The sequence below is a fragment of the Enterococcus sp. SMC-9 genome (genome assembly GCF_021011285.1).
In the GTDB taxonomy this organism is placed as follows: domain Bacteria; phylum Bacillota; class Bacilli; order Lactobacillales; family Enterococcaceae; genus Enterococcus_C; species Enterococcus_C montenegrensis.
Window position 1 is genome coordinate 67,608 of the sequence record NZ_JAILYE010000005.1, and the last position, 12,643, is coordinate 80,250.

Genomic DNA, 12,643 nt, shown 5'->3' on the forward strand with positions numbered 1-12,643 from the left:
AGGAGTGGTTTGATGAAAAAAATTCTCGTTGCTAACCGTGGTGAAATTGCCATTCGTGTTTTCCGTGCCTGCTCAGAATTACAAATAGGGACGGTGGGTATTTATGCTGCCGAAGATGAATACTCAGTTCATCGTTTTAAAGCTGATGAAGCTTATTTAGTTGGCAAGGGGAAAAAACCAATCGATGCGTATTTGGATATTGAAGATATTATTCGAATTGCAAAAGAATCCGGTGCAGAAGGAATCCACCCAGGTTATGGCTTCCTTTCTGAAAATTTAGCATTTGCCAAACGTTGTGCCGAAGAAGGATTGGTATTCATTGGGCCAAGCGTTCACCATCTTGATATTTTTGGTGACAAAATTAAAGCCAAAGAAGCAGCGATTGCGGCTGGTATTCAATCGATTCCTGGGACTGATGGACCAGTAGCTTCAATTGATGAGGTTTTAGCGTTTGCTGCAACTCATGGCTATCCGATTATGATTAAAGCTGCTTTAGGTGGCGGCGGTCGTGGAATGCGGGTAGCTCATGATGAAAAAGAGGCAAAAGATGGCTATGAACGAGCAAAAAGTGAGGCCAAAGCCGCTTTTGGTAGTGATGAAGTCTATGTTGAAAAATATATCGGCAATCCTAAACATATCGAGGTTCAAATCTTAGGAGATAATCAGGGCAATATTGTTCATTTATTCGAACGGGATTGTTCTGTTCAACGACGCCATCAAAAAGTAGTAGAAGTAGCACCATGTGTTTCTTTAAATGACGCTAAACGTGAAGAAATTTGTCAAGCAGCTGTGCAGTTAATGAAACATGTTGGCTACATTAATGCTGGGACAGTTGAGTTCTTAGTTGAAGAAGATCAATTTTATTTCATTGAAGTTAACCCTCGTGTTCAAGTTGAACACACCATTACCGAGATGATTACAGATATTGACATTGTCACATCTCAAATTCTAATTGCAGAAGGTAAAAATTTGCATACAGAAATTGGAATTCCAAAGCAAGAAGCAATCACTTATAAAGGTGCAGCGATTCAATGTCGGATCACAACAGAAGATCCGGTTAACAATTTCATGCCCGATACAGGTAAAATTGATACGTATCGTTCTCCTGGTGGTTTTGGCGTGCGACTTGATGTAGGCAATGCCTATGCTGGTGCGATCGTTACGCCTTACTTTGACTCGTTATTGGTGAAAGTCTGTACACACGCTAGTACTTTTGAACAGGCAATTCAAAAAATGCAACGTTGTTTGCGGGAATTTCGGATTCGCGGTGTGAAAACCAATATGCCTTTTATGTCAAATGTCATTAACCATCCTGAATTTCAAAGTGGTGATGCGAAAACGACCTTTATTGACAATACACCGGCATTGTTTGTTTTTCCTTCAACACGAGATCGTGGGAATAAAACAATGAAGTACATCAGTGAAATTACCATCAATGGTTTTCCTGGTATTGAAAAAAATAAAAAGAAATATTATGGAGAAGCGAGACTTCCCCATAAATTGATTGAACCTAAAAAAAATATTTTAAGTGCCAAAAACATCTTAGATGACAAAGGCGCAGATGCTGTCGTTAATTGGGTTAAAGATCAAAAGAAACTATTATTAACGGACACGACTTTTCGAGATGCTCATCAAAGTCTTTTAGCAACGCGGGTAAGAACCCATGATTTTGAAAAAATAGCAGCTAAAACCCAAATTGCTTTACCAGAATTGTTTTCTGCAGAGATGTGGGGAGGCGCTACTTTTGATGTCGCCTACCGCTTTTTAAATGAAGACCCTTGGGTACGCCTAAAAACATTGCGCAAATTAATGCCAAATACATTATTTCAGATGTTGTTTAGAGGCTCCAATGCGGTCGGGTATTCTAATTATCCAGATAATGTTATTGCTGAATTTATTAAAGAAGCCGCTAAGCAAGGAATTGATGTTTTCCGGATTTTTGATAGCTTAAATTGGTTGCCGCAAATGGAAAAAAGTATTCAAGCAGTCCGCGACAATGGCAAAATTGCTGAAGCTGCGATTTGTTATACAGGGGATTTAAACGATCCAAGCCGTGCTAAATATAATGTGGATTACTATAAAAATATGGCCAAAGAATTGGAGCAGGCCGGAGCGCATATCATTGCAATCAAAGATATGGCGGGCTTGTTAAAACCACGGGCAGCTTATCGTTTAGTCAGTGAATTAAAAGCTACCGTTTCTTTGCCAATTCATTTGCATACGCATGATACTAGCGGCAATGGTATCATCACATATTCGGCTGCGACACAAGCCGGCGTTGATATCGTGGACGTTGCCACCAGTGCAATGAGTTCTTCAACTAGTCAGCCAAGTATGAACAGTTTGTACTTTGCTTTAGATCAAGATGAAAGACAGCCAGAAATCAATATTGACAATGCCCAACAGTTAAATCATTACTGGGAAGATGTTCGCATGTTTTATAAACCTTTTGAAAGTGGCTTAAATGCACCACAAACAGAAGTTTACAAACATGAAATGCCAGGAGGTCAATATTCCAACTTGCAACAACAAGCAAAAGCAGTTGGTTTAGAAGAGCGCTGGGATGAAATCAAAGAGATGTATCAAACCGTTAATTTAATGTTTGGTGATATTGTGAAAGTAACCCCATCTTCAAAAGTTGTAGGAGATATGGCGTTATTCATGGTACAAAATAATTTAAGTGAAAAAGATGTTTATGATCGTGGTGATGAATACAACTTCCCAGAATCAGTGATTACGTTTTTCCAAGGGGAGCTTGGGCAACCAGTTGGTGGATTCCCAGCAGAGCTACAAAAAATCATCTTAAAAGGCCGGCCAGCCTTCACAGTACGTCCAGGATCATTAGCTGAACCTGTCAATTTTGAAAAAGTCAAAAAAGAATTAGCAAAAAAAATTGGCTATGAACCAAAAAATGAAGAAGTATTGAGTTATTTAATGTACCCGCAAGTTTTTCTAGATTACCGTTCTGCTTATGAAAAATTTGCTGATATTACGGTTTTAGATACACCAACATTTTTCCAAGGCATGCGCTTAGGAGAAACAATTAATGTCGAAATTGAAAAAGGTAAAATTTTAATCATTCGCCTTGATGAGATTGGTGAACCAGATATTGAAGGAAATCGTGTTTTATTCTTTAACTTAAACGGACAACGTCGGGAAGTAGTGGTTAAAGATACATCAATTATCAGTTCAGTCCAAACCAAACAAAAAGCAGAACCAACCAACAAAGAACAAATTGGGGCTACGATGCCTGGTTCGGTGTTAGAAGTTCTAGTGAAAAAAGGCGATAAGGTGAAACAAGGCGATACTTTATTGATTACAGAAGCCATGAAAATGGAAACGGCAATTGAAGCCCGTTTTGATGGTGTCGTCAAGCATATTTATGTGTCTAGTGGCGAACCTATCGCCCAAGACGATCTATTAATTGAAATTACTGAAAGTTAGAAAGTAGGACTTGCTGTGAAACGAAGACTTATCTTTTTATTGCTATTGTTTATAGCAATACTTGTAGTCTATTTACAACCGGTCTTCTTTCCACGGCAAGCTCCCGCCTATGATAATCAGACAAACAAAGATGTGAGTCAAACGAGTTTGAAATATGAGCCGATTAAAGTTTCGGGTTATGCTAGTTTAATTGGTAAAAATTCAAGCGAATTAACGAATATTTTAGGTAAGCCACTGGTTAGTTATGACAGTGGCTTTGGCTATCGTGTGAATACGTATAAGACCGAAAATAAAACCAGCTACATCGCGGCCAATATCCGTAATGGTAAAGTTGCGGCAGTTAAAGTTGCCGGTAATGATGATAAGCATACCACACCGTTTAAATCAGGAATGACCATGAATGATTTAACCAAGGTGACGATGTTATATCCTAATTTCTCACTGGACTATAATGGCGAGAAAATTCAGTTTGAATTGATGGAAGAAGATATGAATTATCGTCCCTTAGTCGCTTTTACCAACGATACCTTTGCTATTCTTTTTTTCAATCAAAAAAAATCACAGCTGATGGGAATTACCTATCTGGATAAACAAATGCTACTAGAGTTAGCTCCATATACGTCCATTGATGGACAACTTCCCAAAGTTCATAAAACGCAGCTAACAGACTGGGATGAAGTTAATCGCTTAAAGGAGACCTCGGCTTTTGAATTGTTAAACGTCTTGCGGCAATTAGAAAGTCGCTCTATCTATACAACCAACTTTACATTACAAGGTCGCGCGGACGATATTAATGCCGACTTTTTAAAAGAGCCCCGCAAATATTTGAATGAAGAACGTTTTAAACAATTTGAACGCATGAAAGATGTTACAAATCCACAACCTTTTTTAATTGTTAGTGATGAATTTGATCAAATGTTAAAAAAAATGAAGATTCCGTCTGTTGCAGGTTTTTATTATCGTCCCATGATGGATACGATGTTTCAAATTATGTCCTTTTATAGCGATCCGTATTTGCATACGCGCTTTTTAAGTGAGGGGCGACAAAAAGTTGGGGTTGGCATTGCCGAAGACAATATGGTAATCTTGTTAGAGGATACTGAAGAAACTGAGGATAGTGAATAACGTGATTTACGATGAAACAACCTTACATTTAGTACAATTGTGTGAGAATTTAAGTGATAAGATTTGTCAAAGTCTTATCTTTCAACAATATGAGCAAACCCGTAGTGAGATGCAACAAGATGAAAAAGCTATTGCTGCTAGAAAAACTTTTCAAAAAGCAAAAGCAAGTTATGAAGAATTAAGTCGTTTTGGCTCCTATGCGCCAGGGATTAAAGAACAAACAAAAACACTCTATCAAAAAAAAAGGCAGCTGGATATGTGTGAAACAGTGGCGGACTTTCGCCAAGCTGAAACCCAATTGCAAGCATTACTTGATGGTGTTTGCCAACAAGTTGCCAACAGTTTTTCTGAAGAGATTAAAGTAGCATATGGAAATCCCTTTTTTGAAACTAGAAAGTCTGATTGTGGAGGAAATTGTCATGCAAGTTGATACAACAATTGAATTTAAACCAAAACAAAGACGTGGTCTGATCGTTTGGGTCTATAGCTTGCGTCAATTAAAAAATTTGAAACGCTATGGCTTGGTGCATTACGTTTCCCGCAAACTAAAATATGTTGTGCTATATTTAGACGAGGCAGGTTTTGAAGAAACCATGGCAAAAATCGAACATTTGCATTTTGTTCGTAACGTTGAGCCATCTTATCGACCAGATGTTGAAATGAATTTTGCTGATAAAATTGGGACTAAAGCTGCCTACCAAGTCGCCGATGATGATGGTTTTGACGTAGAAGAATTGAATACAACCATTCGTTTAGCTGAAAATGTCTAAAACTTTGTGTTACCTTTTAAAGGTAGCACTTTTTTTGTGCTAATTTTTCGATTATCACGAGTTTTGCTGTTTTATTAGGCTAACGCTACAGATTTATTCATACGTTTAAACAGTTTTTAAAATAGTGTGGCAGTTGTAAGTTGTAGGAGTCAATACTTGTCAACTATGGTAAAATATTGTGGATATGATTGATGAGGTGAAATAATATGAGAGTCGTGGCAGGAGAATATGGTGGCCGAAAATTAAAAAGTTTGCCAGGGGACAATACACGTCCCACAACAGACAAAGTGAAGGGCGCTATATTTAATATGATTGGACCTTTTTTTGATGGTGGCACTTGTCTGGACTTATATAGTGGTAGTGGCGGTCTGGCGATTGAAGCGATATCCCGTGGAATGGCGCATGCTTATTGTGTCGAGCGTAATTTTAAAGCAATGCAAGTCATTAAAGATAATGTCGCAATTACCAAAGAACCAGAAAAATTTACCCTCTTAAAAAAAGATGCGAAACATGCTTTGGACCAATTTATTGCAGAAGAAAAACAATTTGATTTGATTCTTTTAGATCCGCCTTATGCCAAGCAGCAGTTGATTGCGGAGCTTGAAGCGATGGTCAAAAATAATCTATTGACCAATCAGGCAGTGGTGGTTTGTGAAACAGCAAAAGAAGTTATTTTACCAATTCAAATTGCTAACTTAAACCAAATAAGACAACAAAATTACGGTATCACTAGCGTAACAATTTATAGAAATGAGGCGTCTCATGCGTAAAATAGCATTATTTCCTGGTAGTTTTGATCCTTTTACCAATGGACATTTAGATACAATTGAACGAGGATCTGACCTTTTTGATGAAATTATCGTTGGTGTTTTTGTGAACACAAATAAAAAGAGTTTGTTTACCCCAAAAGAACGTAAAGCTCTGGTTGAAGCTTCGGTGGCCCATCTGCCTAATGTGCGTGTGATGGAACAAGATAGTGAACTAACCGTAACCAGTGCGAAAAAATTAGGTGCAAATTTTTTATTACGAGGAATTAGAAGCGTAAAAGATTATGAGTATGAAAAAGAAATTATGACGATGAATCATCATTTGGATAAAAAGATTGAAACGGTATTCTTATTGGCTCGCCCAGAGTATACCCATATCAGTTCCAGCATTTTAAAAGAAGTCATTGCTTTTGGCGGTGATGTCAAAGAATATTTGCCAAAACCAGTATTTGAAGCATTAGTGAAGAAGAGTGATCATTATGAAGCGTAAAGTGCCAATAAAACGCCTTTTACTTTTATTGTTGGCGTTAGTTTTAATGGCCTGTGTTGCATTACCGATTCCGTATTATATCGAAGCACCAGGCTCAACGATTAAGTTAGATACATTGGTGAAAGTTAACGGCCAAAAAGATAAGTTTAGTGGCTCGTTTTCCCTGACGTCAGTTGGGATCAGGCAGGCAACTGTTGCTACCGCATTATTTGCTAAAACGCAAACTTTTTCTGATTTAGTGACAAAAGAAGAGCTGATGGGCACTGCCAGTGATGATGATTACAATAGAATTCAAAACTTTTACATGGAAAGTTCCCAAAATAATGCGATTACAGCAGCACTTCATTTAGCTAAAAAGCCTTTTAAAATGGATTATCTTGGTGTCTATGTTTTAGGCATAGAGGAAAATTCTGCTTTTTATGGCAAAATTAAAATTGGTGATACCGTTGTAAAGGTTGATTCAAAACCTTTCAAAAGTAGCGATGATTTTATGAAATACGTTCAGAGTAAAAATGTTGGCGATCAGGTGACGATTACCTATTTGCAAGACGGTAAAGAAAAAACGGCGCAGGGTGCATTGATTAAGTTGCCAAGTAATAACAAAGCAGGAATCGGCATTACACTGACTGACCACACACAGGTGAACAGTCAAGAAAAAGTTCAATTTGATGTTGATAATATAGGTGGTCCTTCAGCGGGCTTAATGTTTACCTTGGAAATTTACCAACAATTAATGAATCAAGACTTACGAAATGGTCATGAAATTGCAGGTACGGGAACTATTGATAGTCAAGGTAATGTTGGTCAAATTGGTGGTATTGATAAAAAGGTCGTTAGTGCTTCTGAAAGTGGAGCGGAAATCTTTTTTGCACCAGCTGATTTAGAAAAAGGTGATACGAATTATCAAGAGGCTAAAAAAGCGGCTGCAAAAATTAAAACAAAAATGAAAGTTGTATCCGTAAAAACAGCACAAGAGGCAGTGGATTATTTAAAAAAACATGTCACAAAATAAGTTTTTAGGCGCAGATGACCCCCAATAATAGTAAGTTGTAAAAATCAAAAAAGCATATGCTATACTAAATAACAAGAAATGTATTAAAGGAGGAACAAGAGTGGAAATTAAACGTCAAAAACCAGTGGTAGCTGCTTATCACTATGATCAACCCAATCCCGAACAAGCTTATGAAACGCAGTTGCAAGTAGGATTTACCCCATTAAATACAGAAGATCCCAATTATCCAAAAGAAAATTCAATTATTCGGTGTATTTTAGATTTTCGTTTGGTTTTTGAAGAATATGTGATTTCTGGTCGCGTCAGTCAAATTAACCATGTCGTTGACCGTAAGATTGCAAGTCAAGCAGATGTGACCGAAGAAGAGGTTAATGAAATTGTGGCCCCGTTGTTTGATATCGTAAAGCGGATGACCTATGAAGTAACTGAAATTGCAACTGACGAACCTGGATTAACCCTTAATTTTCAAACAGAAGCATAGGAGAAAATGATGTTTACAGAAGATATTCAAATTATGTTATACGTTGATGATGTCCAAAAAGCGGTGGCATTTTGGCAAGCCTTGGATTTTGTCATCCTTGAAGAGCAAGCAGTAGATGGTACCCGGGTCGTTGAAATTGCGGCCGCAAAAGATGCGAAAGCACATTTTGTCATATATGATCGTGAGTTTATTGAAAGTAATTCACCCGAAGTTGCCACCAATTCACCATCCCTGATGTTTTTTAGCCAAGATATTTACCGTCTTTATAAAAAAATTGGTGAACTTGACGTGCCACTAGGAGAAATGATTTCATTGGGTGATCGAGAAGTCTTTAATTTTGCAGACCCTGATGGTAATTATTTTGCCGTTTCAAGTATCTAAGAAAAAGGATGTGACAAAACTTTACTGTTTTGTCACATCCTTTTTCATGCCGTCTTATTGCTTGCGGTAGGCACTTTTTTTCACTTTTCGTAAACGTCGGAAAAAAAGCAACCTCTGCGACAATAAGTTGAAATTCACCAAAAATTTGAGAAACAATTTTAGGTAATCCCATCTTATTGCTTGTGGTTAAACGCTTTTTTTCCGCCTCTTTTATTAGCCTTTATCACGGGCGATGGCACCGGTATCTAGGGCTTCTTTCAAATCTTTTTTAAACTGGTGGAAAAATTTTGACAACTTATTCATAACGCAAGGCCTCGATTGGATCTAGCCGTGCTGCTTTGCGGGCGGGATATACGCCAAAGAAGATTCCGATTGCACTGGAAAATAGTAGCACAAAAGCAATTGAGCCTAATGAAAAATGTGCGGTAATATTTAAAGCATTGGCCACAATCAGTGCCAGTGATGCCCCTAATAGTAACCCAATCAGGCCACCGATTAAGCACAAAATAACTGATTCTGTAAGAAATTGGAACAAAATATTGTTGTTTGTCGCACCTAATGCTTTTCTGGTACCAATTTCGCGGGTTCTTTCGGTCACGGAAACTAACATGATATTCATAACCCCAATGCCACCAACTAGTAATGCAATTGCGGCAACTGCAGCAATAAAGTTAATAAATAAACCTAAGACATTGTTTACTTCATCTAACGCTTGCAAAAAGTTGGTTGCAGTATAAACTTTATCGCCAACAGCATCGTGGCGTACAGATAAAATATTGACAATTTGTTTTGAAACTGTATCAATGTCCTCTTTTGAATTGGCAATTACAGTTAATTCGCTCATTTTTGTTGCATCTGGTTGTAGTGTCACAGCACTTGTTAGTGGCATTGCCAAATAGCCAGGCATTTTTTCACTATCAAAAGCTCCCATCATATTTTCCATGGTACCTTTGGTAACACCAAGAACACGCAATGTGACTTGGCCGTTTTGATTTTTAATCGTAATTTTTTCACCAACAACATTATCGCGCCCATTAAAGAAGTAGCGAGCAGTATCAGCACTGATAATGGTTACTTTGGCATTTTCTTCGTATTCCGTTTGATTAAAGTAGCGACCGTAAAGCAGTGTCTTATCCATCATTTGATTGGTGTACTGCAAATCGGGCATACCTGCAATTGCCATCCCAAATTTACTTTTGTCGTTTGCAGTGAAATTTGCTTGGATAGTGGTAACAGGAGAAATGTGGGCGATATTTGGAATACTGCGTTTTAACGCTACTACATCTTGACTCGTAATTTTTTGACTGTCGCTTGCCTCTTGGCTGGTTGAAACGGAGATAGTCGAGGCCCCCAAATCACTAAAGGTTCCGTTAATTTCTTTTGTTGCGCCATTTCCTACCGCTAAAATTGCAATAACGGCACTAATGCCAATAATAATCCCCAACATGGTCAAAAATGACCGCATTTTATTGGCTAAGATACTATCTAAGGCCATTTTAAAGCTTTCGCTGATTCCCATTTTTGACCCTCCTTATAGTGTTTTTCGTTTTTTTACAGAATTATCGGCAATAATTTGGCCATCTTTAAAGGAAACGATTCTTTTGGTGTATTGGGCAACATCTGGTTCGTGGGTAACCATAACCACAGTTGTCCCTTTATCGTTTAGGTCTTGGAAAATTTTCATAATTTCTAATGTTGTTTTGGAATCTAAATTTCCAGTTGGTTCATCGGCCATTAAAACCACAGGATCATTGACAATTGCCCGTGCGATAGCAACCCGTTGTTTTTGCCCACCAGAAATGGCATTGGGACGATGGTGAACGCGATCGGCTAAACCTACTTGTTCTAGTGCCTTGAAGGCTCTAGTTTTTCTCTCGGATTTAGCAACGCCGGCATAAACCAATGGCAGGGCAACATTTTCTAATAGTGTCATCCGGGGCATTAAATTGAAAGACTGAAAGACAAACCCGATTTCTTTATTGCGTACTTTGGCACTTTCTACATCACTCAGATGGGTGACGTTTTGTCCATTTAAAAGATAGGTGCCATCATCAAAACGATCTAACAAGCCAAGAATGTTCATCATAGTCGACTTACCAGAGCCGCTTGGGCCCATAATTGAAGTGAACTCACCTTCAGCAATATGAAGATTGACATTTTTTAAAGCTACCAGCTCTTCGCCGGCAGTACGATAAATTTTTACCACGTTTTTTAAATCAATCATTTCATCACCTACTCTTTAGTAACGGCACTGCCGTCTTTAAGGCTAGAAGTAGGGGATAAGATGACTTGATTACCGTCAGTTATTCCCTTTTTAATCACGATAAATTGGTCAGATTGAATGCCCGTTTCTACTTTTGTAATTTTTGCTTTGTCATCTTTTATTTCATAGACGATGGGCTCATTTTTGTCGTTATACGTTAAAGCTTCAATTGGAATTGCCAGCGCATTTTGCTCAGTTGCAATGGTAATGTCTACATCAGCTGAAAAGCCAGCATATAATTTTTCTGGTTTATCATCAAAAGTTACAACAGCACCTAATGCGGCGCTCGTTGTTGCTTGCGTGGAAGTAGCGGTAGGATCTTTTTCGGTGACTTTGCCAGCATAATTATGACCACCAGAAGAAATAACTGCTTTTTGATCCACGTTAACTTGACGGGCCTCGGAATTTGATAAAGCGAGTTGAACTTTTAAATTATTCAGGTCAGCAACAATAATAGAAGCCTTACCTTGTTGGGCAGCTGTATCGGCTTGTCCTTTTTTTATATTGACTTCCGTTATCGTCCCGTCTATTCCTGCCGTTAAGCTTAGGCCGCTATCGTAGTTGGCTAATACTTGATCTTTTTTTACTACGTCGCCAACTTTTACATTTAAATCTGTGACATTACCAGTGCCAACTAAATTTTCTGTATTATTTGGAATCAAAGTTCCAGTTGTGCTTAAAGTTTCTGTGACAGTCATTTTTTTGGCAGTTGCACTGCGAATGGTGATGGTGTCATCTTTTTTAGTACTATTATTAAACAAAGCAAAACCGATAGCACCCACGACAACGACGCCTGCTAATAATATCCCAATTGTTTTTTTCTGCATTATCTTCACTCTTTTCCACGTAGATTGTGACATGGTGTCGTGTTCATTCTAAAGCTTTTTATACTTGGTGTCCAAATATAGCATTTGAAAGTTTTGTGAAGATTTTTGGTATACTAACTATGAGGTGAGTGTGATGAAAAAATATGTTTATGCCATTGGTGATATCCACGGAGAATATGAGTTATTTAAAAAACTTTTAGCATATTTTGATTCCAAACAACATCAACTTGTGTTAATGGGTGATTTAAATGACCGCGGTAAACGCAGCAAAGAGTGTCTTTTACTAGGAAAAAATTTGGTAGAAAAATTTGGGGCTATTTATTTGCGAGGTAACCATGAAGAATACTTTTTACAATTTTTAACCAAGCCAGAAGACTGGTTTGCTTCTTATTTACACAATGGAGGGAAAGAGACAATTGAAAGTCTTTTGCATAAAGGGGCTTGTGAGGAGTATTCGCCAACTGAAATTGCCATGATGATTCGTAGTCGTTATCGTGATTTAGTCGATTTTTTAACCCAACGACCTTTGTATTATGAATGGGAAGATTATATTTTTGTTCACGCCGGAGTGGACTTAACCAAAGAAGATTGGCATGATACTGCGCCTGCTGATTTTATTTGGATTCGCGAACCTTTTCATAATGGAAAAAATAAGACTGGCAAAAAGATCGTCTTTGGGCATACCATCACACCAATGCTTCACGGGGACATGATGACAACGGACTTGTGGCTTTCAGATAATAAAATTGGAATTGACGGCGGCGGTGTCTTTGGGGGTTCCATTCATGGGGTCGTTTTTGGTAAATCGGGTATTGTCCAAGATATTGAATATCAGAATTTATCAGGACCTTGGCAGCCTGATTTTTAAGTGTTTGAATAAAAAAGACGCGATACTTGTTTTCTTTTATAGTAAAAAAGGGTAGTAAAAATAAACTGATTTTTTATGAAACTTTAAAAAGATTTTTTTAAGGTTGTTTTATTAATAAAAAAAAGGCTGGGATCTATAGGATTCCAGCCTTTTTTGCGGCTAAACGGTGGACAAGAAGTAGCATTTTTTAGGATAAGCAAAAATTTGACAAAAAT

General features: G+C 37.8%; 13 protein-coding genes. 10 read left to right on the plus strand and 3 right to left on the minus strand.

All coding sequences use genetic code 11. The features are described from left to right. Positions 1–12 precede the first annotated feature (12 nt). The 9 genes from K4422_RS08675 (at position 13) to K4422_RS08715 (ending at position 8,470) form a co-directional block, all read left to right on the plus strand. Complete coding sequence (locus tag K4422_RS08675; RefSeq protein WP_230710602.1) at positions 13–3,444, plus strand: pyruvate carboxylase; 3,432 nt, start codon at positions 13–15, stop codon at positions 3,442–3,444. Between the two features lie 15 nt (positions 3,445–3,459). Next, positions 3,460–4,569: a CAP-associated domain-containing protein gene (locus K4422_RS08680; protein WP_230710604.1), complete on the plus strand. Its 1,110-nt coding sequence runs from the start codon at positions 3,460–3,462 to the stop codon at positions 4,567–4,569. Continuing rightward, on the plus strand, positions 4,562–4,999 hold the full coding sequence (locus K4422_RS08685) for a YlbF family regulator (protein ID WP_230710610.1): 438 nt from the start codon (positions 4,562–4,564) through the stop codon (positions 4,997–4,999). Before K4422_RS08680 ends, K4422_RS08685 begins: the two co-directional genes overlap by 8 nt. Continuing rightward, positions 4,989–5,339 (plus strand): YlbG family protein, encoded by a 351-nt coding sequence (locus K4422_RS08690; RefSeq protein ID WP_230710612.1) that lies wholly within the window; start codon positions 4,989–4,991, stop codon positions 5,337–5,339. The genes K4422_RS08685 and K4422_RS08690 overlap by 11 nt, the downstream gene beginning before the upstream one ends. Positions 5,340–5,545: 206 nt before the next feature. Beyond that, on the plus strand, positions 5,546–6,109 hold the full coding sequence (gene rsmD, locus K4422_RS08695) for a 16S rRNA (guanine(966)-N(2))-methyltransferase RsmD (RefSeq protein WP_206903694.1): 564 nt from the start codon (positions 5,546–5,548) through the stop codon (positions 6,107–6,109). Continuing rightward, positions 6,102–6,596: a pantetheine-phosphate adenylyltransferase gene (gene coaD, locus K4422_RS08700; protein ID WP_206903693.1), complete on the plus strand. Its 495-nt coding sequence runs from the start codon at positions 6,102–6,104 to the stop codon at positions 6,594–6,596. The genes rsmD and coaD overlap by 8 nt, the downstream gene beginning before the upstream one ends. Further along, a complete protein-coding gene (locus K4422_RS08705) occupies positions 6,586–7,608 on the plus strand; it encodes a SepM family pheromone-processing serine protease (protein ID WP_230710614.1) in 1,023 nt (340 codons plus the stop codon). The genes coaD and K4422_RS08705 overlap by 11 nt, the downstream gene beginning before the upstream one ends. 100 nt (positions 7,609–7,708) lie before the next feature. Next, complete coding sequence (locus K4422_RS08710; RefSeq protein ID WP_206903691.1) at positions 7,709–8,089, plus strand: DUF1149 family protein; 381 nt, start codon at positions 7,709–7,711, stop codon at positions 8,087–8,089. 9 nt (positions 8,090–8,098) lie between these two features. Then, positions 8,099–8,470: a VOC family protein gene (locus K4422_RS08715; protein WP_230710616.1), complete on the plus strand. Its 372-nt coding sequence runs from the start codon at positions 8,099–8,101 to the stop codon at positions 8,468–8,470. A gap of 295 nt (positions 8,471–8,765) precedes the next feature. Here the strand turns inward: K4422_RS08715 and K4422_RS08720 are convergent, their stop codons facing one another. The 3 genes from K4422_RS08720 to K4422_RS08730 are packed head-to-tail and all read right to left on the minus strand — an operon-like array spanning position 8,766 to position 11,560. Beyond that, on the minus strand, positions 8,766–9,989 hold the full coding sequence (locus K4422_RS08720) for an ABC transporter permease (RefSeq protein ID WP_230710618.1): 1,224 nt from the start codon (positions 9,987–9,989) through the stop codon (positions 8,766–8,768). Positions 9,990–10,001: 12 nt separating this feature from the next. Continuing rightward, entirely contained in the window at positions 10,002–10,694 is a 693-nt protein-coding gene (locus K4422_RS08725; RefSeq protein ID WP_206903688.1) for an ABC transporter ATP-binding protein, read from the minus strand. Positions 10,695–10,702: 8 nt separating this feature from the next. After that, positions 10,703–11,560, minus strand: coding sequence for an efflux RND transporter periplasmic adaptor subunit (locus tag K4422_RS08730; protein WP_230710620.1), 858 nt, complete (start codon positions 11,558–11,560; stop codon positions 10,703–10,705). A gap of 133 nt (positions 11,561–11,693) precedes the next feature. On the opposite strand from K4422_RS08730, the gene K4422_RS08735 reads away from it, so the two are divergent. Beyond that, positions 11,694–12,428, plus strand: coding sequence for a metallophosphoesterase (locus K4422_RS08735; protein WP_206903686.1), 735 nt, complete (start codon positions 11,694–11,696; stop codon positions 12,426–12,428). Positions 12,429–12,643 lie beyond the last annotated feature (215 nt).